Origin of the sequence: Aliiroseovarius conchicola (assembly GCF_041403445.1) — a bacterium.
GTDB classification, from domain to species: Bacteria; Pseudomonadota; Alphaproteobacteria; order Rhodobacterales; family Rhodobacteraceae; genus Aliiroseovarius; species Aliiroseovarius conchicola.
On the sequence record NZ_JBGEHL010000001.1, the window covers coordinates 170,562 to 195,712 of the forward strand.

General features: G+C 56.7%; 24 protein-coding genes. 9 read left to right on the forward strand and 15 right to left on the reverse strand.

Features of this window, described 5'->3' with window-relative positions:
- Positions 1-9: 9 nt before the first annotated feature.
- The 4 genes from sdhA (at position 10) to V6N04_RS00840 (ending at position 3,460) form a co-directional block, all read left to right on the forward strand.
- Positions 10-1,815 carry a succinate dehydrogenase flavoprotein subunit gene (gene sdhA, locus V6N04_RS00825; protein WP_371168214.1) on the forward strand — a complete coding sequence of 602 codons (1,806 nt, stop codon included), beginning with the start codon at positions 10-12 and terminating at the stop codon, positions 1,813-1,815.
- Positions 1,815-2,138: a putative periplasmic lipoprotein gene (locus tag V6N04_RS00830; RefSeq protein ID WP_371168215.1), complete on the forward strand. Its 324-nt coding sequence runs from the start codon at positions 1,815-1,817 to the stop codon at positions 2,136-2,138. The genes sdhA and V6N04_RS00830 overlap by 1 nt, the downstream gene beginning before the upstream one ends.
- Before the next feature lie 13 nt (positions 2,139-2,151).
- On the forward strand, positions 2,152-2,931 hold the full coding sequence (locus V6N04_RS00835; protein ID WP_371168216.1) for a succinate dehydrogenase iron-sulfur subunit: 780 nt from the start codon (positions 2,152-2,154) through the stop codon (positions 2,929-2,931).
- Between the two features lie 163 nt (positions 2,932-3,094).
- The gene (locus V6N04_RS00840) at positions 3,095-3,460 is read left to right on the forward strand and encodes a DUF3052 family protein (protein WP_371168217.1); all 366 of its coding nucleotides are present in this window, start codon (positions 3,095-3,097) and stop codon (positions 3,458-3,460) included.
- A 62-nt stretch (positions 3,461-3,522) separates the two neighbouring features.
- On the opposite strand, the gene V6N04_RS00845 is transcribed toward V6N04_RS00840, so the two are convergent.
- Together V6N04_RS00845 and V6N04_RS00850 are read right to left on the reverse strand one after the other, a co-directional pair.
- Complete coding sequence (locus tag V6N04_RS00845; protein WP_371168218.1) at positions 3,523-6,045, reverse strand: ABC transporter permease; 2,523 nt, start codon at positions 6,043-6,045, stop codon at positions 3,523-3,525.
- Positions 6,045-6,713, reverse strand: coding sequence for an ABC transporter ATP-binding protein (locus V6N04_RS00850; RefSeq protein ID WP_371168219.1), 669 nt, complete (start codon positions 6,711-6,713; stop codon positions 6,045-6,047). The genes V6N04_RS00845 and V6N04_RS00850 overlap by 1 nt, the downstream gene beginning before the upstream one ends.
- 24 nt (positions 6,714-6,737) lie before the next feature.
- Here V6N04_RS00850 and V6N04_RS00855 point away from each other — a divergent pair, with 24 nt between their 5' ends.
- Positions 6,738-7,394, forward strand: coding sequence for an arylesterase (locus V6N04_RS00855; RefSeq protein ID WP_371168220.1), 657 nt, complete (start codon positions 6,738-6,740; stop codon positions 7,392-7,394).
- A 186-nt stretch (positions 7,395-7,580) separates the two neighbouring features.
- Positions 7,581-8,183 carry a LuxR C-terminal-related transcriptional regulator gene (locus V6N04_RS00860; protein WP_371168221.1) on the forward strand — a complete coding sequence of 201 codons (603 nt, stop codon included), beginning with the start codon at positions 7,581-7,583 and terminating at the stop codon, positions 8,181-8,183.
- A gap of 2 nt (positions 8,184-8,185) precedes the next feature.
- Here the strand turns inward: V6N04_RS00860 and ccoS are convergent, their stop codons facing one another.
- The 9 genes from ccoS to ccoN all read right to left on the reverse strand — a co-directional run bounded on the left by ccoS (position 8,186) and on the right by ccoN (position 17,457).
- Positions 8,186-8,347, reverse strand: a complete 162-nt coding sequence (gene ccoS, locus V6N04_RS00865) for a cbb3-type cytochrome oxidase assembly protein CcoS (protein ID WP_371168222.1) — start codon at positions 8,345-8,347, stop codon at positions 8,186-8,188.
- A gap of 3 nt (positions 8,348-8,350) precedes the next feature.
- Complete coding sequence (locus tag V6N04_RS00870; RefSeq protein ID WP_371168223.1) at positions 8,351-10,546, reverse strand: heavy metal translocating P-type ATPase; 2,196 nt, start codon at positions 10,544-10,546, stop codon at positions 8,351-8,353.
- Between the two features lie 37 nt (positions 10,547-10,583).
- Positions 10,584-11,063, reverse strand: coding sequence for a FixH family protein (locus tag V6N04_RS00875; RefSeq protein ID WP_371168224.1), 480 nt, complete (start codon positions 11,061-11,063; stop codon positions 10,584-10,586).
- A 3-nt stretch (positions 11,064-11,066) separates the two neighbouring features.
- Entirely contained in the window at positions 11,067-12,479 is a 1,413-nt protein-coding gene (gene ccoG / locus V6N04_RS00880; RefSeq protein ID WP_371168225.1) for a cytochrome c oxidase accessory protein CcoG, read from the reverse strand.
- A gap of 201 nt (positions 12,480-12,680) precedes the next feature.
- The gene (locus tag V6N04_RS00885) at positions 12,681-13,799 is read right to left on the reverse strand and encodes a tetratricopeptide repeat protein (protein ID WP_371168226.1); all 1,119 of its coding nucleotides are present in this window, start codon (positions 13,797-13,799) and stop codon (positions 12,681-12,683) included.
- A 216-nt stretch (positions 13,800-14,015) separates the two neighbouring features.
- Positions 14,016-14,885, reverse strand: coding sequence for a cytochrome-c oxidase, cbb3-type subunit III (gene ccoP, locus V6N04_RS00890; RefSeq protein ID WP_371168227.1), 870 nt, complete (start codon positions 14,883-14,885; stop codon positions 14,016-14,018).
- Positions 14,882-15,094 carry a cbb3-type cytochrome c oxidase subunit 3 gene (locus V6N04_RS00895; RefSeq protein ID WP_371168228.1) on the reverse strand — a complete coding sequence of 71 codons (213 nt, stop codon included), beginning with the start codon at positions 15,092-15,094 and terminating at the stop codon, positions 14,882-14,884. Before V6N04_RS00895 ends, ccoP begins: the two co-directional genes overlap by 4 nt.
- A gap of 12 nt (positions 15,095-15,106) precedes the next feature.
- Positions 15,107-15,841 (reverse strand): cytochrome-c oxidase, cbb3-type subunit II, encoded by a 735-nt coding sequence (gene ccoO / locus V6N04_RS00900; RefSeq protein WP_371168229.1) that lies wholly within the window; start codon positions 15,839-15,841, stop codon positions 15,107-15,109.
- A 14-nt stretch (positions 15,842-15,855) separates the two neighbouring features.
- Positions 15,856-17,457, reverse strand: coding sequence for a cytochrome-c oxidase, cbb3-type subunit I (gene ccoN, locus V6N04_RS00905; protein ID WP_371168230.1), 1,602 nt, complete (start codon positions 17,455-17,457; stop codon positions 15,856-15,858).
- A 246-nt stretch (positions 17,458-17,703) separates the two neighbouring features.
- Between ccoN and V6N04_RS00910 the strand changes: the two genes are divergently transcribed.
- Positions 17,704-18,543: a universal stress protein gene (locus tag V6N04_RS00910; protein ID WP_371168231.1), complete on the forward strand. Its 840-nt coding sequence runs from the start codon at positions 17,704-17,706 to the stop codon at positions 18,541-18,543.
- 42 nt (positions 18,544-18,585) lie between these two features.
- On the opposite strand, the gene fnrL is transcribed toward V6N04_RS00910, so the two are convergent.
- Entirely contained in the window at positions 18,586-19,326 is a 741-nt protein-coding gene (gene fnrL, locus V6N04_RS00915; RefSeq protein WP_371168232.1) for a transcriptional regulator FnrL, read from the reverse strand.
- Between the two features lie 77 nt (positions 19,327-19,403).
- Between fnrL and hemN the strand changes: the two genes are divergently transcribed.
- Positions 19,404-20,759, forward strand: a complete 1,356-nt coding sequence (hemN, locus tag V6N04_RS00920) for an oxygen-independent coproporphyrinogen III oxidase (protein WP_371168233.1) — start codon at positions 19,404-19,406, stop codon at positions 20,757-20,759.
- A gap of 11 nt (positions 20,760-20,770) precedes the next feature.
- On the opposite strand, the gene V6N04_RS00925 is transcribed toward hemN, so the two are convergent.
- Positions 20,771-21,538, reverse strand: a complete 768-nt coding sequence (locus V6N04_RS00925; protein ID WP_371168234.1) for a lipase family alpha/beta hydrolase — start codon at positions 21,536-21,538, stop codon at positions 20,771-20,773.
- A 159-nt stretch (positions 21,539-21,697) separates the two neighbouring features.
- Complete coding sequence (locus V6N04_RS00930) at positions 21,698-22,834, reverse strand: DUF8173 domain-containing protein (protein ID WP_371168235.1); 1,137 nt, start codon at positions 22,832-22,834, stop codon at positions 21,698-21,700.
- Positions 22,835-22,979: 145 nt separating this feature from the next.
- Between V6N04_RS00930 and V6N04_RS00935 the strand changes: the two genes are divergently transcribed.
- Positions 22,980-23,315: a cupin domain-containing protein gene (locus V6N04_RS00935; protein ID WP_371168236.1), complete on the forward strand. Its 336-nt coding sequence runs from the start codon at positions 22,980-22,982 to the stop codon at positions 23,313-23,315.
- Positions 23,316-23,468: 153 nt separating this feature from the next.
- On the opposite strand, the gene groL is transcribed toward V6N04_RS00935, so the two are convergent.
- Positions 23,469-25,115, reverse strand: coding sequence for a chaperonin GroEL (gene groL, locus V6N04_RS00940; RefSeq protein ID WP_371168237.1), 1,647 nt, complete (start codon positions 25,113-25,115; stop codon positions 23,469-23,471).
- Positions 25,116-25,151: the final 36 nt, after the last annotated feature.

Sequence of the window (25,151 nt, forward strand, 5' to 3'; positions counted from 1 at the left end):
GCAACCCAAATGGCAGCTTACGAATACGAAACACACGATTATGACGTGGTCGTGGTCGGTGCCGGTGGCGCCGGTCTGCGCGCGACCTTGGGCATGGCCGAACAAGGCCTGCGGACCGCTTGCGTGACCAAGGTTTTCCCAACTCGCTCGCATACTGTGGCAGCGCAAGGTGGCATCGCCGCGTCCCTCTCCAATATGGGCCCCGATAATTGGCAGTGGCACATGTATGACACCGTCAAGGGCTCGGACTGGCTGGGCGATACAGACGCCATGGAGTATCTGACCCGTGAAGCGCCCAAAGCGGTTTACGAGCTGGAGCATTACGGCGTCCCCTTCTCGCGCACCGAAGAAGGCAAGATCTATCAGCGTCCCTTTGGTGGCCACACAACCGAGTTCGGCGAAGGCCCCGCCGTGCAGCGCACCTGTGCCGCCGCTGACCGCACCGGTCACGCGATCCTGCACACGCTTTACGGCCAATCTTTGAAGAACAATGCGGAATTCTATGTCGAATACTTCGCCATTGACCTGATCATGTCCGAAGACGGGCAATGTCAGGGCGTCGTCTGCTGGAAGCTCGACGATGGCACGATGCATGTGTTCAACGCCAAGATGGTCGTTCTGGCCACCGGCGGTTATGGACGCGCCTTCTTCTCGGCCACCTCGGCCCACACCTGCACCGGCGACGGTGGCGGTATGGTGGCGCGCGCAGGTTTGGCGCTGCAAGATATGGAGTTCGTTCAGTTCCACCCGACCGGCATCTACGGATCAGGCTGTCTGATCACCGAAGGGGCACGCGGCGAAGGCGGCTATCTGGTGAACTCCGAAGGCGAACGGTTTATGGAGCGCTATGCGCCCCAGTATAAAGACCTCGCCCCGCGCGACTACGTGTCTCGCTCCATGACAATGGAAATCCGTGAAGGGCGCGGTGTTGGTGCAGAAGGGGATCATATCTTCTTGCATCTTGACCACCTGCCCGCAGAAGCGCTGCACGAACGCCTGCCCGGCATCTCGGAAAGCGCCAAGATTTTTGCAGGCGTGGACGTGACCAAGGAACCAATCCCGGTACTGCCTACCGTTCACTACAACATGGGCGGCATTCCGACGAACTATTGGGGCGAAGTGCTCAACCCAACAGCCAAAGACCCCACCGCCGTGGTTCCCGGCCTGATGGCCGTGGGCGAAGCGGGCTGCGCAAGCGTGCATGGGGCGAACCGCCTTGGATCAAACTCGCTGATCGACCTCGTCGTCTTTGGCCGTGCTGCCGCCATCCGTGCGGGTAAGGTCGTGGATGCAGATGCCGCGAACCCGGTTCTGAACCAAGCTTCGGTTGATCATGCCTTCGATCGCTTTGATGGCCTTCGCAATGCCAGCGGTGCTGTGCCGACCGCAGAGCTTCGTCTTGAGATGCAGAAAACCATGCAAGCTGACGCTGCTGTCTTCCGCACCGCCAAAACGATGAAGGACGGTGCGGAAAAAATGGACGCCGTGGCCGCGAAACTCGACGACTTGTCCGTCAGCGACCGATCACTGGTCTGGAACTCCGATCTGATGGAAACATTGGAGTTGACCAACCTTATGCCTAACGCGTTGGCCACGATCCATGGCGCCGAAGCCCGCCATGAAAGCCGCGGCGCGCATGCGCACGAGGACTACCCCGATCGCGACGACAAGAAATGGCGCGTCCACACAGTAAGTCGCGTACATGGGACCAAGGTTGACCTCAGCTACCGTCCGGTGATCACTGACCCGCTGACGACTGAAGAAGAAGGCGGCATCAGTCTTAAGAAAATCGCACCAAAAGCGCGGACGTTCTGATGCGGGTGGCGTATTTTGCATTCACCACAGTGTTGGTTCTTTCTGGTTGCGAAGCCGCAGGGGTCGCAACCGACCAAATCGTGCGCCAGCAGGCAAAGGTCGCAATCAACGCTGCGGTCGCTCAGCGATTTCCCGGTGTGAATGCGGAACCGATCACGAATTGTGTGGTCGATAATGCGACGACACAAGAGATTGTCACAATAGCAGGCGCGGCTGCCGCCGGTACGCCGGAAACCTCCAGCAGAACGATCATCGAGATCGTCCAGCGGCCCGCGACACTTCAATGTATCACCAACACCGGCCTCGGTAATTTGGCGGTCTGACGGAGAAAATAACATGGTTCAATTCAAGCTTCCCAAGAACTCGACGATCCGCACCGGTAAAACGTGGCCAAAGCCCGATGGGGCAACGAATGTCCGCAAATTCCAGATTTACCGCTGGAATCCGGATGACGGTCAAAATCCAAGTGTCGATACTTACTTTGTCGACATGGATGCGTGTGGCCCAATGGTTCTGGACGCGCTGATCAAGATAAAAAACGAGATCGATCCCACCCTCACCTTCCGTCGGTCCTGCCGCGAGGGCATCTGCGGGTCCTGCGCAATGAATATCGACGGGATCAACACGCTGGCCTGTATCTACGGGATGGACGAGATCAAGGACGACGTGAAGATCTACCCGCTGCCGCATATGCCTGTGGTGAAAGACCTGATCCCCGATCTGACCCATTTCTACGCGCAGCACGCGTCAATCATGCCATGGCTGGAAACCAAAACCAATCGGCCGGCGAAAGAGTGGAGGCAGTCGATTGAAGACCGCAAAAAACTTGATGGTCTTTATGAATGCGTCATGTGCGCCAGTTGCTCGACCTCGTGCCCATCCTACTGGTGGAACGGCGACCGCTACCTTGGACCAGCCGCGCTGCTCCACGCCTATCGCTGGATCATCGACAGCCGGGACGAGGCAACAGGCGAACGTCTGGACGAGTTGGAAGACCCGTTCAAACTCTACCGCTGCCACACCATTATGAACTGTGCCAAGACCTGCCCGAAGGGTCTAAACCCGGCCAAGGCCATCGCGTCGATCAAGAAAATGATGGTGGAACGTCACCTCTGACACACCAACGCACAGACCTATCGAAGGCCGCCCCCCAATCGGGACCAGGGCGGTCTTTGGCGTTCTTGCTTGTCGAACCGACAGATGCGCCTATTCTTCTCTCATGACCGGCTATTCTGGAACCTCGCTCGAAAAAAAACTGGGCCTAAAAGACGGGCAGCGCGTGGCTTGGATTAACCGCCCCGCTGCCCATGATCCACTCACCAGCAGCCGCGCATTCATTGCTGTCGAAGACGCCAATCCAGATACGCTCGCGGGACCCTATGACGTGATCCACATGTTCACAGATGATCGCGGCACATTCGAAACAGCGCTCCCAAAGCTCCTCGCTGCCTTGGACAAAGACGGTATGATCTGGATAAGCTGGCCTAAGAAAGCTTCAAAAGTTCCAACCGACGTAACCGAAGACACAATCCGCAACGCCGCCCTGCGAACCACGCTGGTGGACGTCAAGGTGTGCGCCGTGGATGATATCTGGTCAGGCCTCAAACTTGTCATCCGGAAAGAATACCGCGACGCCCACGGCTAACTCATTTTCTTTCCTCAAATATCCTGGGGTGAATGCGCGAACGCGCAGAGGGGCAACGCCCCTTACTCCCTCGCCCGCAATACCCGAGCGGGCCGCGTTGATAGCGGTCGCCACGCATAAAGCAGAGCCGCCAACACCGTCGCAACAACGCCCCCAGCGACAATCGCAATGGCGTTCCATAAATCGAACACAAACCGCTCTTCCATGATGTAATGCGTGACCGCCCAACCGGCCAAGCCACCCGCCAGCACAGCAACAACACCTGCGGCCGCGCCCAGAACCGCCGACCGGATCGCAAAATTGCTCAAGATCGCTGCACGTGTGGCGCCAAGTGTCTTCAGGATGGCCGCCTCATAGGTACGCGCCCGCTCGCCTGCTGCAGCCGCCCCCATCAACACCACGAACCCAGTCAACAACGTCGCTAACGCGCCATACGTGATCGCCGCCGCAACCTGCCCCATCAACCCTGTGACCTGTGTGATCGCATCTCGCACCGAGATCAGAGTGATATTAGGATAGCGCGAGCCAATATCCCGCAAAATCGCGGCCTCACCCGCCGCATCTGCATAGATCGTGGCAATAAAGCTATGCGGTGCACCCGCAAGGGCCGACGGGTTCAATGTCATGATAAAACCCATGCCTGCTTGGCTAAAATCAACTTCCCGAAGACTGGTGATCTCACCAGTTATGTCACGACCCAGAATATTGACTGTCAGCTTGTCTCCGATCCCAATCCCCATTTCTGCGGCTTCTTGGGCTGCGAAACTGATCTGCGGCGGGCCGTCATATTCCTCGCTCCACCATTCTCCGGCGACCACATTCGTACGTGTTGGCGTGGCAGAATATGTCAGCCCCCGGTCCCCGCGCAAAACCCAGTGACCGCCCGCGACCTCTTGGGCGGGCCGATCATTGATCCCGGTTATAACCCCGCGCAACATGGGTGCTGTGTCGATGCGGCTTACCAGCGGATCACTTTCCAAACGCTCTTTCACAGCGTCGATCTGGTCGGTCTGGATATCGACCACAAAAAAGCTTGGGGCCACATCGGGCAAATCACGGGCTATTGCGCCGCGCAGGTTATTGTCGATCTGACCGACCGCGGCAAGAACCGCCAGTCCAAGCCCAAGAGACAGCACAACCGCACCGGCTTCACCCCCTGGGCCGCCAACGACCCCAAGAGCCATCCGTAGCGTGGGCCATCCTCGCAAAGCTTGCCTGTGCCCCAACCAACGGGCCGCATACCGCACGGCAAGACCTGTTAGTGCCAAGGCAGCGAAAGCTCCGGCCAAACCAATGAAGCTCCACATCGCAAGCCACGGCATTCCCGACAATTGCGCCGCCGACCAGATCAGAAGGGCGAGGATCGCGACGCATAAGCCAACGAACCGCAGTCGGGGCATCCGAAATGAACCGAGGGCCGCATCGCGAAACAATGCGGCTGCGCGTACATCTTCGGACCGCGCCAGGGGCCAAAGGGTAAAAAGAAGAGCTGCCAGCACGCCATAAAGCCCGGCTTCCAGCAAGGGTCGCGTATATACGGTTATCTCGGCCGGTATTGGCAGTGACTGAGCCAGCAGCGGAGCGAGCGCTACGGGGATCACTGCGCCTAATGCCAGCCCCAAGAGCAGGCCAATAAGAGTCAACACTCCGATTTGCAGGAAATAGGTAAGAAAGATCACGCCACGGCTCGCGCCCAGTGCGCGTAGGATCGCAATCGTCTCGGTCTTGCCATCCAGATAGGCGCGCACGGCAGCCGAAATACCCACTCCACCGACCGCCAGTCCAGCCAATCCGACCAATACCAAGAACGCACCCAGACGATCGATCAGCCGCCGCATGCCTGGCGCTCCATTCCGGGCGTCTTGCCAGCGGGCACCATTGGCTTCCAGCTTCGGTGCGATCGCCGTCTGAGTAGCAGGGATGTCCTGACCGTCAGGCAAACGCATCTTGTAATGACTGTTAAACAACGTCCCCTCGGCAAGCAGGCCCGACCCTTCTAGTGCCGAAAGCCGGACAATCGTGCGCGGACCAAGCGAAAAGCCTCCGCTGGCGTTATCCGGCTCCTTGACCAACTCGGCCATCAAAACAAACTCGGACCCACCAAGTCGGAACGTATCGCCCATCGACAGGCCAAGCCTCGCGATCAGAAGATCATCCATGACGGCGCCAGGAAAATCGCCCTGCCCGTCCAGCGCGGCACCCAGCGGCATATCTGGCGAGAGCACGACATTGCCAACCAGCGGATAGACATCGTCCACCGCCTTGACTTGAGTTAGCCCCCGTTCATCGCCCACCACAGCCATCGAGCGGAAATCGGCCATCACCGACAACTCATCACTCTGGCTTTTGAGCATCTCGAGTTCTTCGGCATCCGCAAACCGATAGGTAAACGAGACCGAGGCATCCCCACCCAAAAGCACCGCCCCCTGCGAGGCGAGCCCCGCGCGCAACCCTTCCCTTACGCTGCCAATCGCGGCAATCGCGGCCACGCCCAGGATCAGGCAGGCCAGAAAGATGCGAAAGCCGCGCAAACCACCGCGCATCTCGCGGCGGGCAAGACGGATCGCCATGGTAAGCGCACGCATCAGTTCAGCACTCCGTCCTGAATGTTGACGATCCTGTCGCAGCGTTCTGCCAGCTCGGGCGCATGCGTGACAAGGATAAGGGTGGCACCGTGCCGATCACGAAGACCGAACAAAATGTCCATGATCGCGGCGCCGGTTGTACCATCAAGATTTCCCGTAGGCTCGTCCGCCAGCAGTATTTCGGGACGGGGGGCTGCGGCGCGGGCAAGGGCCACTCGTTGCTGTTCGCCCCCTGACATCTGACTGGGGTAATGATCCACCCGATGCGACAGGCCGACCGCTTCAAGCTCGTCCTGTGCCCGTTCGAACGCGTCGGCTTGTCCGGCAAGTTCCAATGGCGTCGCGACATTCTCTAGTGCGGTCATTGTCGGGATAAGGTGGAAAGATTGGAACACGACCCCCATATGATCCCTGCGGAAACGGGCCAGATCATCCTCGCCCATCGCACCAAGGTCTTGTCCCAGGGCCTGCACTGACCCGCTGGTCGCCTGTTCCAGGCCACCCAACAACATCAGGAGCGACGATTTGCCCGACCCAGATGGCCCCGTAAGCCCCAAAGTTTCCCCAGCGGTGACCGACAGATCGATCCCCTTGAGGATTTCGGTGCGTCCGGCATTATGGCCAAGTGTCAGACGGGCATCGGTCAGCTCAATGATCGGTGTTGGCATAGGCAGTCCTGTTAGGAAGAAAACATGATGATATCGACTGGATATGGGGTTTTGCACCAAGTTCTCAAGTCCTTGGCAGCAATCATATTTCTAACCGGCAACGCCCATGCCCAACCGGTGACCATCCTTGCACTGGGCGACAGCCTGACAGCGGGTTACGGGTTGCCTCAAGATGCTGGATTCGTGCCTCAGCTGGAACGTTGGTTAAACGAAAATGGGGTCGATGCAGAAGTCGTTAACGGAGGTGTCTCAGGCGATACATCCGCAGGCGGCGCCGCGCGTCTAGGATGGGCACTGAGTGACGACATCGACGCCGTTCTGGTCGCATTGGGCGGCAACGACATGTTGCGTGGTATTGATCCTCAGGCCACATATGACAACCTTGACAAAATCCTAACCGAATTGAGTGTTCGAAATCTGCCAACGCTTCTGATCGGCATCCCCGGTCCCGCAAACTTTGGACCGGAATACAAGACTGCCTTTGATCAAGGGTTCGTACGTCTGTCCCAAGTGCACGACGTATCACTGCACGAGAGCTTTCTAAGCGGTCTGACCGACGCGGCGGGTAGCGCGAGTGACAGCCTGCAATATCTCCAGAACGACAGGCTACACCCAAATGCCGAGGGCGTTGGTTTGATTGTCGAAGCGATTGGTCCCGCTGTACGTGGCATCTTGCCGTAGGACCGGGCATAGCCCCTTGCCCACAAATTACATCATTTCCGGTCCAAAACTCACTTTTAGACAGGTTTTTGGCACCAAAACCTATCCCTAGTGACACCTATTCCAAGTGTCACCATTGTGCGAATGTTGCGCCTCCTCAAACCACTTGGGGTCTTTCTGACGAAACTTGAGACGCGGAGCGCCTTGGTGACAATCCTGTTGGTGACAGTTGACAATGCCATCCAACACACGCTCCATTCTGGTTTGCAGTTTGGAAACGACGCGTCGTTGCAGACCTGCGCTACTTTGCAAGAGGCAGGCGAAATTCTGCGGCGCGACCGCGACGTGCGAACCTTGGCCATTGATTTTAACACGCCGGAACTAGGTGGGTTGAAGGCTGTAGAGAAGCTGATCCAGCAACGACCGGATATTCAGGTGATGCTGATGGATCAAGCTCCAACAATGGCTATTGGCAGTCAGGCGCTGCGAGCTGGGGTTACCGCTTATGTCCCGTCCCAGATCGCTCCGGAAACCCTAGCGGATGCGCTCAAGGTAACGTCGTGCAACTGTGATGTCATGCTTTTGCCACGCAATGTCGCGGTCACGAAAAACAAATCTGGTACTCTGTCCCGCCGGGAATTGCAGATCCTGTCGCTGCTGTGTGATGGGCAACAGAACAAAGAGAGCGCCCACGCCTTCGGTATCCAAGAGGTCACTGTAAAAATGCATATGCGGTCGGTTATTCGCAAACTGGGCGCGCGCAATCGCACCCATGCCGCAATGATCGCGCGCGATCAGGGCCTCGTATAGCTCTATTCCTCGGGCGGTGCATCATCCCAACGGTCGCTTAGAATGCGATGGCTGTCGCCGTCTGGGTCGTCATATTGCTCGCTCTTCAACGTCCAAAAAAACGCGGCCAAACCAAGGCCACCAAGCAAAAGCGACGCGGGTATCAGATAGACAAGCACGTTCATGGGTCAGCCCTTCCTCAAGCGCAGAGCATTGAGCGATACAGATACCGACGAGGTCGACATTGCAAGCGCCGCCGCCAGCGGTGTGGCCAGTCCAATCAACGCAATTGGGATAGCAATGGCGTTGTAGCCCGCCGCAATGGCAAAGTTTTCCTTGATCCGGCGCGTGGCCGCTTTCGACATATCGATTGCGCTGGAAAGCGGCTCCATCGACTTTCCCAAAAGCACAATGTCGGACACCACACGCGCAGCCTCAAGCGCCGATGCTGGCGAGATCGAGACATGCGCTGCTGCCAGCGCGGCGGTATCGTTCAACCCATCACCGACCATCAGGACCTTATGTCCTGCCTTTCCAAGACGTGCGACAAACTCGGCCTTACCTTCGGGCAGCGTATCGGCGTGCCAATCCATGACACCAACCCGACCCGCAATATCCGCAACAGCTGCCGGGACGTCGCCCGAAATCAGAGTCACGCCCATCCCTTTGGCCTTCAATGCGGCGATCGCTTCGGTCACGCCGGGACGCAACGCATCTGTGAACGTGAAAACGACGGGCTTTGCGCCTGAGATCGCCAGATAAGTTGCGGTCTGTCCAACTGCATTGGCCCCAAGCCACTCAGCGCGTCCAAGTCGTACGGTGCGCTCCTGCCACCGCCCTTCGAGCCCCTTCCCGGGCACCTCGCGCAAATCCATGACATTGGCAGGCTGAATACCCGCGGCATGCGCGGCGCGGGTCAGGGATTGGGCAAGCGGGTGGCTCGATCCTTCGGCAAGCGCAAGCGCGACCGACAGGTCATGTGCTTTGTGGCCAGACAGATCATCGACCACCGGCTTGCCCTCAGTCAGCGTACCGGTTTTGTCAAAGACAACATGGGTGACTTCGGACAAACGCTCCATCGCCGTGGCGGATTTCAGCAACATACCTTGCTTGAACAAACGACCAGAAGCGGCGGTCGTCACGGCCGGAACGGCCAAACCAAGCGCACAAGGGCATGTGATGATTAAGGTCGCCACCGCGATATTCATGGCCACCCGCCAATCGCCCGAGTACCAAAACCAGAACAAAAATGCAGCGAGCGCCAGCAAATGAACCACTGGTGCATAAATCGCAGCCGCCTTGTCCGCCAGCGAAGTGTAGCGATTGCGCGCTGTCTCGGCGATGGCAACAAGGTCCGCCATACGGTGAAGCGAACTGTCACGCCCGGCGGCCGTCACCCGAATTTTCAATGGTCCGGTCAGATTGACTTCGCCTGCCGACACAGTGACGTCCGGTGCGGCTGCCACGGGCAGGCTTTCACCGGTCAAAAGTGATCGATCCAGCTCGCTTTCGCCCGCTTGCACGATGCCATCAACCGGCACGCGCGCGCCCGGCACCACGCGTACGATGTCACCGGGACGAAGGTCTGAGACAGCGACCTGCTCGTCCTCTGCGCCGTCGACAACACGCGATGCGCGAGGTACTTCGAGCGCTGCCAATTCTTCCGCCGCCGAACGCGCGACCGCGCGGGTGCGATAGTCCAGGTAGCGCCCTGCTAGAAGAAAGAAGGTCAGCGACAAGGCCGCATCGAAATAGGCGTGTTCGCCCGAATGCATGGTCTCGTAAAGCGACATGCCCAGCGCCAAAAGGATCGCCAACGAAATCGGGACGTCCATATTGAGCCGCCCTACACGAAGCGCTGACCAAGCCGAGCGAAAGAACACCTGGCTAGAGAATCCAATGGTTGGAATGGCGATGCCTGCGCTGATCCAATGGAAAAGGTCGCGCGTTGCGTCCGTAGCGCCAGACCAAACCGCGACGCTTAACAACATCACGTTCATCATCGCAAAACCCGCCACGCCCAAACGCATCAACAGGTCTTTGCCTTGCTTGTCAGTCGCTGTTGACGTCAGTTGCCCCGGGTCAAGTTCGTAGGCTTCAAACCCGATGCCTACCAAATAGTCCGCCAAGGTCTGCGCTTCGAGCCCGGGATCAACCTCGACCGTTGCGCGTTTTAAGGTCAAGTTCACCCGCGCCGAACGCACCCCCTCTTGCGCCGCCAGGCCCCGTTCAACGCCCGAGATGCAAGCCCCACAGTAAATCTGTGGCAGTGACAACATGATGCGCTCAGCCGGCGCTCCGTTGCCACGATAGGCCTTGCCGGCCTGCGCTTCGGCCAGAGGGGCAGCATCACAAGCGGGGCATGCAGAGATATGAACGGCCATCGTAACGTCCTTTGGTAAGCCACCAAGCGGCTTTGAGTTACTTCACATAGATCGGGATGCGCTGCTGAAAGCTCGTGCCATTTTGCGCCACGGCGTTCAGCCGAAGATTCCAGTTGCCGGCACCCAATGTCCCGACCTGCGCGACATAGGTGCCGTCCGGGTTCTGAACGAATTCAGGCTCCTGATCCTCTTTCACATGGGTCGCCCGACCAAACAAACCATAAAGCGACGCAACCTCGACCGGCTGGCCGGACGTGTCTTTGATATCTAGCACCAACTGTGCGCCCTCGATATGGGCCGACACGTTCCATCCCAGCCCCAATTGTGCGGCTTTCTGGGCGTCGAATTTCTGACTGGAAACGTAAGAATTCTTCGTTTCTAATCCCGGAAACGTTCCGATCGCCGAATAGGCCATAAACACGTTTACGCCAATGATGATTGAAAAGGCCGTGACCATAATGGCCAACACATGCTTGCCGGTCAGTTCGAACTCTTTTTTCTCTGTCTCGCTGGTCATATTCTATTGTCCCTTACCGTTGAACACGGTGTCGATATGAGTGCGGTCGCCGGTCACGCCATCCACGATCCACAACCGCAATTCTGTGCGGTGCTGAGTGGCTTGCGCCGATCCGACAGGGGCCACCACATAGAGCCGTTGCTTGGCTTCTGTGTCAGGCGGCGCGACGATCACAAGCTTGTCGTTGCCCTCTAGCTCCAACATCATATCACTGCCATCTGGAAGCGCGAAATAGTAGGGCCATTCCTCGCCGTGACGGTTACGCACACCGACATCATACGTATTGCGGATAGAGCCATCAGACAGCGTCACATAAGTCGGATTTCGCACCGGTCGAATTGTCACGTCCACCTTTGGACGAATGAACAGTGCCACGGTCAAAGCGACGCCCACCAATGCCCAAAGTGACGTATAAAGGATCGTACGCGGGCGCAGCAGGTGCTTCATCACTGGGATCTTCTCGTTCCCGGCACGTTCATACGCCTCATCTTTCAGCGCCAAATAGTCAATCAACCCCCGCGGCTTGCCGACTTTGTCCATCATCTCGTCGCAGGCATCGATACACAGGCCGCACGTGATGCACTCCATCTGTTGCCCGTCGCGGATATCGATCCCCATCGGACAGACGTTCACGCACGCATTGCAATCAATACAATCGCCCAGTTCGTCACGGCTTTTCCCCCGTCCACGTGGCTCTCCGCGCCATTCACGATAGGCAATGGTGATCGTGTCCTCATCCATCATCGCTGCCTGAATGCGCGGCCACGGGCAGGCATAGATACATATCTGTTCACGCGCGAAACCGCCGAATACAAAGGTGGTCGCAGTCAAAACAAAAATCGTCGAATAAGCCAGCGGATGGGCATGTCCGGTCACGAGATCGACCAGCAAGGTCGGAGCATCAGCAAAGTAGAACACCCAAGCGCCACCCGTGGCGACAGCAATGATAATCCACAGTACGAACTTAATCAGGCGCTTGCGTATCTTCTCGCCATTCCATTTCTGGCGATGCAATCTGAGCCGTGCGTTACGGTCGCCTTCGACCCAACGCTCGACAAGGATAAACAGGTCCGTCCAGACAGTCTGAGGGCACGCATATCCACACCACACCCGCCCAGCGGCCGAGGTAAACAGGAACAACCCGAGCCCGGCCATGATCAAAAGACCGGCGATGAAATAGAACTCGTGTGGCCAGATCTCGATCCAGAAGAAGTAAAAACGGCGATTGGCCATGTCGACCAGTACAGCTTGGTCCGGCAGGTTGGGGCCGCGGTCCCATCTGATCCATGGCGTCAGATAGTAAACGCCAAGGGCAATCCCCATGATCCACCATTTCAGACTGCGAAACGTACCCTTCACCCGTTTAGGGAAAATTGGCTCGCGCGCTGCGTAAAGCTGTTCGGGGGCATCAGACATGGACAGTTTCCGATCCTGGGTTTTCGGGCGTAAGCCTTGGATTAAGAACTATTCTACATTGCAGCCTTGATGTGGATCAAAGAAATCGCAATGACTGCGCGCGCCATGTCGCACGCGTCATTGACCATTATCAATTTTCGTTAGTGTCGCAGTGCCAACTGGTCGCAGGGTGAGGGATGAGTGCTAGGTTAATGGGCCACTTCAGTCGATGAGAGCATCAAAGGAAAAATGCCGCCCGTTGTGGGCCATGTAACGTTCGAGACCGCGTTCAAACACGCGCTGGGCGGTATTTGCTTCCTCTGCGCTCGGAACATATCCTTTTTCGACCATTATCTGGACCAGAAGACTCTTTGCGTTGGAACCACCATCCTGAATGAACAGATCGTACTCGTGCTTAGCCCGATCATATTCACGGATCATACTGTAGGCTAAGCCTGCATAGTAGTGCTCGATCGCCCCGCGGTAAACAAATGGCTCAAACGATCTTGCGACGCGACCTTTGAGCGTGCTCCATCCGTCCGGCAATTCCTGAGAAAGGTGTTGAACCACGTCGCTAATGTGACGCGCGCCCACCTCTTCGTCGCCAAACTTTAAATAGGTCGCCGCAAGGAAAAGCGCAGAAAGAGGTTTGGATTCTTCCAACTCCATCTCGTTCCATTTTTCAAAGGCTGCAAGCGTCTCAGCTTTGCTGAAGTCAAGATGCAGGTAAATACGACCTAGGAAGTAATTGGCGCCTGCTTTCTCTTTGTCGGTATCGGTTTTCGCAATACGAACCAGCACACGGATTGCCTCGTCAATCCGACCCAGCTTCAGCAACGGCTTAACGCTGCAACTTAACCCAGCATTGTGTCTTGGATCAGCCAGAGTGAGTTGTTCGCAAGCGGCCAAGACCTTTTCTTGCCGGTCTTCGCCAGACATCCAGCGAAACCACCAGTTGACGAGTTCAGTATCCTTGGGAGCTAGCGAGCGCGCTTTCTGATACTCAATCTCTGCGCGTTCAAAATCCTCGAGGTCCAAAAATAACTGTGATCGCCACTGAAACGCATTCGCATCATCCGGCTTCAGCGCAAGAACCTGATCAATATCTGCAAATGCCTGATCGAACTTGTCGATCTTTCGATAGGCGTTTGCGCGGTTTTTCAGCAAGGAACTTCTCGTTTCATCTGACAGCCGTACGACCTGCAAAACCTCGCTGCATGCATTAATAACGTGGGCCTCCTCTGCACGCTTATCCAAGCAAAGCTCATACGCCGCCACCAGCGGATCATCCTTCCTGAAATAGCTTTTCGCCGACACAACCAAAGTCGCGATGACAATCAAAATCGAAGCAAACCTGATCTTGGACATTCAATACACCTAAAGCACTACAACACACGGCCGTTTCTATCAGGAGTATTTGAGAACCAAAACCCGGATACTCTCGTATCCGGGTTTGTTAAAGTTGGCACCGACCTCGGAGAAACGCGCGAACAGGATCAGAGGTCGGTGCCGTTGACCGGGGAGTGAGGCCCCGGAACTTGTGGGTCGGGCAGTGGCTTATTCGCCGCCGCCCAACTGGTGGACGTAAAGCGCCACACCGTTGATTTGTGCCTGTGTCAGTTTCGCGGTCCACGCGGGCATAACGCCCTTGCGGCCGTTCTCGACCGATGCGCGGATCGTTTCCTTGTCACCACCGTAAAGCCAGATGGCATCGGCAAGATTCGGGCCGCCCAGTTCGCGATCACCGACACCGCCCTCGCCGTGGCACGACGAACAGTTATCTTCGAAGACCACCGCGCCAGCTTCAACTTTCGCCGGATCGGCTTCACCGCCGCTAAGTGCAAAGACATAGTCGACCACGTCGTCGATTTCTTGCGGCTCCAACAACTCGTCATGAGCAGGCATATCGTTCAAACGCGTGTCGTCGTCGCTTTCGTCGCGGATACCATGCGCAATCGTTGTTTGGATCACGTCAATCTCGCCGCCCCAAAGCCAGTCATCGTCCAAGAGGTTCGGATAGCCCGATGCCTCGGAAATGCCGTTGGCCCCCTCGCCGTGACACTGTGAGCACCAAGTTACAAAGGTTGCACGGCCGGATTCGCGCGCATAGCTGTACAGCTCCGTCCCCGGTTGGATCTGCGCAAGATCAGCGCTGGCCAGCTCGGTGTTGATGGCCTCGTTCAACACTTCATAGCGTTTGATTTCGTCCGCCACTTCCGCCCGGGTCGAGTATCCGAGATATCCAGCAGTTGCACCTTTGATCAAGGGCCATGCAGGATAGGCGATGGTGTACCAGATGCCCCAAACGATTGTCGCGTAGAAGACCCAGACCCACCAACGAGGCAAAGGGTTGTTGAACTCCTGAATGCCATCCCATTCGTGACCGGTCGTTTCGACCTCTTTCTTCTCAACAGGTTTCTTACTCATTGCCGCAACTCCTTCTGAGCTGAGCGCCCGGTCATATCCGGGTCACCGGCAGGTTTGTCTTCATGGCGGAAGGGGATGTTTGCAATGTCGTCATGCACGTTCTTTGATCCGGGCCGAAACGCGAACAGCGCAGCGCCGACAAAGAAGGCGAACATGGCGATCAGAAACCAGCTATCCGCAAAGGCTCGCAAAATACCGTATGTATCCATGATCCCGTCTCCTTACCGGCTTGCGTCAGGTGTGAAGGTTGAGAAATCGACCAACGTGCCCAACATCTGCAAATAGGCGACCAAAGCGTCCATTTCCGTGATGCCGGGCTGGGCATCAAAGTTACGGACCTGAGCCTTCGGATAACGCGCCAACAACGCATCAACATCCGAGTTTTCGCCATCCGGGTCAGCTTGCGCCAACCAGTCGGCTTCGGCGTTGGCCAATTGCTCTTCGGAGTAAGGGACACCAACAATGGCGTTGGCTTCCATCACCTCGCGGATGTATTTCGGCTCGATCGGGCGATCCAGCAGATAGCCATATTTCGGCATGATGGATTCCGGCACCACAGATTGCGGGTTCGCCAGGTGGTCAACCTGCCATTCATCAGAATAGCGGCCACCGACGCGGGCCAAATCGGGCCCGGTCCGCTTTGACCCCCACTGGAACGGACGGTCATACTGACTTTCCGCCGCCAATGAGTAGTGACCATAGCGTTCTACCTCGTCGCGCATCGGGCGGATCATCTGCGAGTGGCAGACATAGCAGCCCTCGCGGATATAGATGTCACGCCCTTGCAGTTCGAGCGGTGAGTATGGGCGCATGCCCTCCACATCCTCAATGGTGTTTTGCAGATAGAACAGTGGTGCGATTTCCACGATGCCACCTACGGTCACAACCAACAGGCTACCGACCAGAAGAAGCGTTGCGTTCTTTTCGAGAACGGCGTGTTTGTCGAGAATTCCCATGTGTCATTCCCTCCTTATTCTGCCGGAGCCGCATGGGCGTCTGGGGCGGTTTCTGCCGCCGGAGAACGCTTCACGGTCATCCAAAGGTTGTAGCACATGATGAGGGCACCCGAGAGGAACAGAACCCCTCCGAACGCGCGCACGATATACATCGGCATCTTGGCGTGAACGGTTGCGGCGAACGAGTTTACAAGGAAGCCTTGCGCATCAACTTCGCGCCACATCAGGCCTTCCATGATCCCTGTGACCCACATCGAAGCGGCGTAGAGAACGATGCCGATAGTGGCGAGCCAGAAGTGCCAGCTGACCAGTTTCAGGCTGTATAGGCCTTGGCGGTTCCACAGTTTAGGCACGAGGAAATAGAGCACACCAAAGGTGATCATACCGTTCCAGCCCAAAGCACCAGAGTGTACGTGACCAATGGTCCAGTCGGTGTAGTGCGACAGCGAGTTTACGGCGCGGATGGACATCATCGGGCCTTCGAAGGTCGACATGCCGTAGAAACCGATGGACACAACCATCATACGAATGACCGGATCAGTGCGCAGTTTATCCCACGCGCCAGACAGCGTCATCAGACCGTTGATCATGCCACCCCAGCTGGGCATCCACAGGATGACCGAGAACACCATGCCAAGGGTCGATGCCCAGTCAGGTAGCGCGGTATAGTGCAAGTGGTGAGGGCCAGCCCAGATGTAAAGGAAGATCAGTGCCCAGAAGTGGATGATCGACAGCTTGTACGAGAAGACCGGACGTTCAGCCTGTTTGGGCACGAAGTAGTACATCATGCCAAGGAAACCTGCGGTCAGGAAGAAGCCAACAGCATTGTGGCCATACCACCACTGGGTCATAGCGTCTTGAACACCGGCAAATACCTGAACGGACGCGGCGCCAAAGATTGAGACAGGCACCACCAAATTGTTCACAACATGCAGCATCGCGATGGTTACGATAAACGCCAGATAGAACCAGTTGGCCACATAGATATGCGGTTCTTTCCGTTTCATCAGCGTGCCCATGAAGACCAGCAGATAGGCAACCCAAACAATCGTCAGCCAAAGGTCAGTGTACCAGTTCGGCTCGGCGTATTCCTTACCTTGTGTCGACCCAAGAACGTATCCTGTGGCCGCCAGAAGGATCACGATTTGGTAACCCCAGAAAACAAACCAAGCCAGATTACCGCCCCAAAGACGCGCGCCTGACGTACGCTGAACAACATAGAAAGAAGACGAGATCAGCGCAGTGCCGCCAAAGGCGAAAATCACCGCCGACGTGTGCAGTGGGCGCAGACGACCGAAGTTCATGTACCCTTGGGCCCACTCGAAGTTCAGGCTGGGGAAGGCCAACTGAAACGCGATAAACGTTCCTGCCAGAAAGCCAACGGCGCCCCAGAAGGCTGTCAAAGCAACCCCCACACGCACAGGCCCGTCCATATACCCAGTTTCTATGACCTTCTTTTCCCCCACTCGGCGCAGCGAGTAGATAAACAACCCGACCGCGATCAGCGAGATCAGGATGGCATGCACCTGATACGCGATGTCGCGGGCGTAGTTCGCGGCGATCACGGCCATCACAGCGATAAGCCCGTAGATTACCAGTTTGAGGTAGTCCCACATTTTGCGTCCCTTCGTCTTATGTCACACGACCCCCTCCCACGACCGGAAGGGGTGTTGTTCGACTTTTTTGGGTTTGGACTGATCTAGGCAACGCTGCTTTGATCCATGTCAAAAGCTGCCAAGACAGCATGAAAAACCTGTGAATCGCCGACGTGCATGGGTGAGCTTTCCCCTCTTGACCCATGTCAAAGCGGTGCGGCCAAAGCCAGTTCAGACTAAATCCAACGCCAATTCGGAGGACAAAGGATGGACTATCGCACGGTCACAACAATCGTCACGGACACCAAATACAGTCATGTGTCGCTCGAGGCCGCAAAGGCGATCGCCACACAGCATGACGCCCATCTGGATGTCATGTGCCTTGGCATCGATCGCTCTCAGCAAGGATTTTACTACGCCGGCGCTTCGGCGATGGTTGTTCAAGACAATCTGGCCCAAGCCCGCGACGACGCGATGGAGCTCGAAGCCTGGGCCCGCAACTTTCTAGCCCCGCACCCGCTGCCTTGGTCCGCTTCGGCGATGACGGCACAAATGGTCGCCCTAAACGGTGCGATTGCCCATCGTGCGCGATTTGCTGATCTGGTGGTCATGCCCCGCCCTTATGGAACAGGCCGCGATCACGATGCTGAAGCCATCGTCGAGGCTGCATTATTTGATGGTAATGTCCCGGTTCTTGTCATGCCGGATGACGCAACTTACCCCAATACGGTCAAAAATGTCGTGGTGGCATGGAACGAAAGTGCCGAAGCCTTGAGGGCCGTCAGGCAGGGTCTTCCATTCCTGAAACAAGCCGAAAACGTATCCATTGCTGTAATTGATCCGCCACAGCATGGCCCCGAACGGTCCGATCCGGGTGGGGCACTGAGTCAACTTTTGGCCCGCCATGGTGTGCGCGCCGAGGTGTCGGTTCTGGCAAAAACCATGCCGCGCATCTCAGACATTCTGAACCGCCACGCGCGGGATCGAGAGGCGGATATGGTTATTATGGGTGCCTATGGCCACTCTAGATTCCGAGAATCGATTCTAGGAGGGGCGACCCGTCACATGCTGGAAGTCGCCGAGGTACCAATCGTCCTTGCTCATTGATTTGGAACGGGATTTTCGGTGGCTAATGGACCGGTGTATCGCTCAGGCGATCGCACCGCCGTCCAAATCGTCGCCCGTCTCCGCGATCAGAAGCTCCAATTGCGGCACGACGACCCGTCGTTTGCCTTGCAGCTCAATGATGCCCACTTTTTTCAGTGCGGATATCTGGCGGCTTACTGTCTCGAGCGTCAGCCCAAGATAATCTGCCATCGCCTCGCGAGTTAATGGCAGTTCAAAGGTCATACCGTCTTTCGGAATCGCCTTGTGTAGCGATGCGTCACGACGCGCGATAATCGTCAACAAGCTGGCGATCTTTTCGCGCGCTGTCTTGCGGCCAAGCACCAGCATCCACTCGCGTGCGCTATCTAGCTCGTCCAATGTCATCTGCAACAACCGTCCGCCAATCGAAGGAGTCGAGCTCATCATGTCCTCGAACGGTCGCTTGCGAAAACAGCATAGGGTCAGGTCAGTCACGGCCACCACATCGAAAGGCGCCATCTCGCGCCCCGGGCGTCCGATAAAATCTGACGGCAATAGCAGGCCGACCATCTGTGTACGCCCGTCCTCCATCGTTTGGCTAAGCGTTGCAATGCCGTTCACGACGCTCGCCACAAACTCCATCTGATCACCTGACCAAATTATGGGCTGACCTGCCTCATAGGTTCGGTAATACTTGATATCATCCAAACGCTCCAACTCGTCCGGTTCGCAACGTGAACAAACGGCACGGTGGCGAATAGGGCAGTGCCCGCAATCACGGATATTAAAGCTGACGTCGTTCATGTTTTTTTAACAAGAGAAGTTCTTGTGTTTGATCCTGATCAAAGATTGGCGCGTGGTTCTGGTTAAATCCTATTCGAATGCAGACACCTTCGCAACTCAAGCGCCTAGGTCTTTTTGACGCGCGCGTGCCCCGCTACACCAGCTACCCGACCGCCCCGCATTTCAAAGCTGGTTTCGGACCGGACACCTTGGCCGACTGGATCAGTGCCATCCCGCAAGACGAAGCCGTATCGCTTTACGTGCATATTCCGTTTTGCCGTAGGCTGTGTTGGTTTTGCGCCTGCCGCACGCAAGGCACCTCTACCGCCGAACCGGTTGCTGCATATTTGGACAGCCTCAAGCAAGAACTTGCGACCATCGGCGAACTGCTGGCCTCCGGTGTGAAGATCGAGCATTTGCACTGGGGTGGCGGCACCCCGACCTTGTTGCAACCCGAGATGATCGGGGATCTGACCAATGCAATTTTGAACACAATGCCACTCGCTGGTGATGCTCAGTTTTCGGTCGAGATTGACCCGTCCGAAATCGACGATGCACGTCTGGATGCGCTTGCCACAGCAGGGATGAACCGTGCATCCATCGGCGTGCAAGATTTCGACCCCATGATACAAGAAGTCATCGGCCGGCCGCAGAGCTACGAAATCACAAAACAGGCCGTGGACGGGTTGCGCACGCGAGGTATCGACAGTCTGAACATGGACATCCTGTACGGCCTGCCGCATCAGAACACGACCCGGATTACCGATTCTGTCCAGAAGCTGATCAGCCTAGGCCCCGATCGCGTAGCGCTGTTTGGATACGCACATGTGCCTTGGATGGCGCGCAGACAAACCCTGATACCGACAGAAGCTTTGCCCAGTGCCGAGCAGCGCTTGGAGCTTTACAACACCGCCCGCGATCTATTCATAGCAGCGGGATACGACGAGATTGGCATCGACCATTTCGCCCTGCCAAGCGACGGCCTTGCCAAAGCCCATGCAGCGGGCACGATGAAACGCAATTTCCAAGGGTATACCGAGGATGCCTCCAAGGTGATGATCGGTGTGGGCGCAAGCTCCATCGCGCGCTACCCGCAAGGCTACGCACAGAACGAACCGGCCACATCAAAATACCAGGCTGCGGTGCGAAGCGGGAAGTTGGCTGCCGCCAAAGGACATACGTTCAGCAGAGAAGACATCGCACGCGGGCGCGTAATTGAAGAACTTCTGTGTTATTTCCGGGTCGACTTTGCTGCGCTGGCTCGGGAACTGTCCTATCCCGCCGACGAATTGATCAGCATGGCACAGGGGCTGGACGACAATATGCCGGGCACAACATGTATCGAGGGGTCGGTTCTGACCATTGATCAAAGCGCCCGCCCGCTGGCACGAATGATCGCACGTCATTTCGATGTCTACGAGATGAATGAAAGTGGGCACAGTCAGGCCGTCTGACAGCCGAAGCGCTAATCGTCGCGCGTGAACTCTGTCGTCAGCCCCGCCTCGGCGGCGATGTCGTCCAACACCTGCACAAGCGTCAGGTCGTGATCAAACTTGCCTGTCTTTAGAAACTCAACCACTTCGGCGATCACCAGCGGGTTTACCATCATGAATGTATGCGTGACGGGCAACGTGATATGGTCCGCCATGCCCTCAAGCCGTGTGCTGTCAACCGAGACTTTGCCGTCATCCGCCCCCTCGATCACAGCCGAGTAGATCGGGTTCAAAGACCGGTTGCCCGCGATCACGCCCAGTTCGAACGATACGTGATCGGTCTGGTTCGGCACAGAGTCTTTCCCGGTTCCAAGTTGCAGACCGGCCGGACCGTTGATCCACGCAAATGGCTCTAAGTCGCCAAACGCATCGACCAGCTCAGACCCCTTGTTGGGTGGGGCGAGCATCACAACGCGACCCATATTCTTCGGCTGGTGATCCTCAAGCCAGACGCGCGCAAGAATACCGCCCATGGAATGCGTGACGAAGTTGATCTTCTGATCCCCACATGCCTCTAGCGCTGGCGGGATCGCCGCATCGACCAACACGTCGATCTTTGCTTCGGTTGATGGATAGCCCAAATTGACCACGTTATAGCCGTCCACCTCAAGGCTCTCCTCCATCACCCACATAGAAGAGGCTGACCGTGCCAACCCATGCAGCAGGATAACGCATTCGGCCCGCGCAGGTATCGCAGAGGCCAGAAGAGAGCCGATGAAAAGAGGTAACAATCGCAACATGGTATCTATTTACGTGTCGGGCTGTGAAATATCGAGTGTCGGTCCGTAGCCTACAGCATATGCGCAGATCTTAGCGCATGTCGGCAGTCCGGCGTAATTTGGCCGCAAATGATAACGCCGCCCCAGTATCAAATGGGACGGCGCAAAGTCTTCTTACGGCTACCGAACTTCGGTATAAAAGCCCGGCGCAAACCAGCGAATGATCAAAGCCCCTGCCCCGGTAACAGCTACTGCCAGCATCGCGATCCATCCAATATAGGGGATCATCGCCAAGATCGTGATCGCTACTGCCCCAACCAAAGCCGCAATCGCTCGCTCGCCCAGCGTCTCGGGCAAGGGCCGACTGGCGACGCCAAGCACACCAACACCAAGGATATAAGTGCCGACAACGTAGCCAGCGATGCCCAAGAGGACCGCAAGAATGATCGACGCAGGGATCAGTAGGATCCCAAACCCTGTCATCGCGAACAGGAACAGCGATCCAGCCAACGCGGAAATGGTCAGAAAGCCCATCCACAATGCCCGCACCGGTGTCTCTAACGTGCGTACACGTAAAGCCAATAGGAAGGCCGGGGCCAAGGCCGCAATCAGTGTCGCCAGCGCGGCCAGTACGAAGATCGACGTGATCTTACCCCAAATCCAGCTGCCCCAACCGCCACCAGAGCGTTCCAGCGTCGCCCCACCGTCCGGGTTGGCGTTGGCGTCGAACTCGTTGGTCGCGCGGCGCTCAATCCGATCCTCGGGCACGACCGAGGCCGGGATTGTAATTGCGCTGGGATCATCAGAGTACAGAAACAGCTTGCCTTCGATCTTCGCATTCTCTCCGAAGACAATATTATCTGTCGAGAAGCTGGCATCGCCTGCAATCGCATCAGTCAGCATAATATTTTCTGCCGCTACAAGTGCGCTATTGCCGATCGCGCCATTGATCTCAACGCGTTGGGCTGCCACCCGCAGGTCGCCCCCGATGGCATCTGTGATCAGAACCGTATCGCCAACCAGTTGGGCGTCCCCGCCAACCGTGCCGGCTATGTTGACGTTCACCCCCGCAGCGTAAACGCCCTTACCTACCGGCCCGGAAATCGATACGGATCGCCCGCCCGCATGGGCAGTCCCGTCGACCGGCGCCGAGATGACGACCGTGTTGCCCGCCACAAAGGCATCGTCCACGGCCTTGCCAGATAGCGTGACGTTGTCGCCCGCCATATAGGCGCTTCCGCCGAAGCGATACACCTCTTGCGCGGCGGCAGGCATGGCAAGAAGGGTCACAAAGAGTAAGAAGATTGATCGAAACATGGCTGTCCCCGCCAAATGTTGATGTTATTGCGCTTAACATAAGGGGGTTTGAAACCCGTTGTAAGGGGGTACGGTGAAATTTCATACAATTTATGCTGGCAACGTCAGTCCGGGATCGAACTCGCAACCTTTGAAGGATCACATTATGAACTATCCAGACTTTATCCGAGCATTCCCGGCCTTGGATGTGCCCTTCCCAGAGGACATCGTCAAAAGCCATGCAATCCAATCGCCTGCCGGTCTTGTGGTCTTCTTTGAGTTCTTTCAGGATTTCACGTTGCCGATGCACCACCACAAGGCCCAGTGGGGCACCGTGATCGAAGGTAAAATCGAACTGACCATCGGTGGCGAAACGCGCCGGTACGGTCCCGGAGACAGCTATTCGATCCCCGCAGGAGTTGAGCATGGAGGCCACATCAAGGCGGGCTCAAAAGTCATTGATGTGTTCGAGGAAGCTGATCGCTATCCTCTGAAAGGCTGAAACGGAAATGGCGGCCCGAAGACCGCCATTTCCAATTCGTTTTGGGCTTCGGCAGATTGGCCTCACGGCCAATCGCCTGTCACAGGGTAGCTTTCGGCAGATTGGCCTCACGGCCAATCGCCTGTCGCAATCGAATTCCTTACGGAATTCGATTTACATCATGCCGCCCATGCCGCCCATGTCGGGCATGCCGCCGCCTGGCATACCGCCAGCGTCTTTCGACGGCTTATCAGCAACCATGGCTTCAGTTGTGATCAGCAGACCAGCGATAGACGCTGCGTCTTCCAGAGCAGTACGAACCACTTTAGCAGGGTCGATCACGCCGAATGCGAACATGTCACCATATTCTTCGCTTTGCGCGTTGAAGCCAAAGCTTGCATCGTCGCTTTCACGAACTTTTCCGGCAACAACCGCACCATCAACACCAGCGTTTTCAGCGATCTGACGCAGAGGCGCTTCGATAGCTTTTTGCACGATAACGATACCGGCGTTCTGATCAGAGTTGGCGCCTTCCAGTCCGGCCAGAGCTTTACCAGCCTGTACCAGAGCAACGCCGCCACCAACGATCACACCTTCTTGCACGGCCGCACGGGTCGCGTTCAGGGCGTCATCAACGCGGTCTTTGCGCTCTTTCACTTCAACTTCGGTCATGCCGCCAACGCGGATCACAGCAACACCGCCTGCCAGTTTGGCAACGCGTTCTTGCAGTTTCTCTTTGTCGTAGTCCGAGGTGGTTTCTTCAGCTTGCGTACGGATCTGAGCAACGCGCGCTTCGATCTCGGCTTTCTCGCCAGCACCGTCAACGATGGTTGTTTCGTCTTTGGTGATTTCGATTTTCTTAGCCGAACCCAGCATGTCCATGGTGACAGACTCAAGCTTCATGCCCAGATCTTCCGAGATCACTTGACCACCGGTCAGGATCGCGATGTCTTGCAGCATGGCTTTACGACGGTCGCCGAAGCCTGGTGCTTTAACAGCCGCAATTTTCAGACCGCCACGCAGTTTGTTCACAACCAAAGTTGCCAGCGCTTCGCCTTCAACATCTTCAGCGATGATCAGAAGCGGCTTCTGCGACTGGATCACTTGCTCAAGCAGTGGAACCATCGATTGCAGCGACGAGAGTTTTTTCTCGTGCAGCAGAACCAGACAATCGTCCAGATCAGCAATCATTTTGTCCGGGTTGGTCACGAAGTAGGGTGACAGGTAGCCACGGTCAAACTGCATGCCTTCAACAACGGTGGTTTCGGTTTCGAGGCCTTTGTTTTCCTCAACCGTGATAACACCTTCATTGCCAACTTTTTGCATCGCGTCTGCGATTTGCTGACCGATTTCAGCTTCGCCGTTGGCCGAGATCGTACCAACTTGCGCAACTTCGTCGCTGTCTGCAACGTCACGGGCCGAGGCTTTGATGCCTTCAACGATCTTCGCAACAGCCGTATCGATGCCGCGCTTCAGATCCATTGGGTTCAGGCCAGCTGCAACCTGCTTCAGACCTTCGCGAACAATCGCCTGGGCCAGAACGGTGGCAGTGGTTGTGCCGTCGCCAGCTTCGTCATTGGTGCGCGACGCCACTTCTTTGACCATCTGCGCGCCCATGTTTTCGAACTTGTCTTCAAGCTCGATCTCTTTTGCAACCGACACACCGTCTTTGGTGATGCGTGGGGCGCCGAACGACTTGTCCAGAACCACGTTGCGGCCTTTCGGGCCGAGGGTCACTTTGACAGCGTCAGCGAGGATATTGACGCCACGCAGCATTGCATTGCGGGCTTCGGTGTCGAACTTTACGTCCTTAGCAGCCATTTAGCTTACTCCTGGAAATACGTGTAAATCGGATCA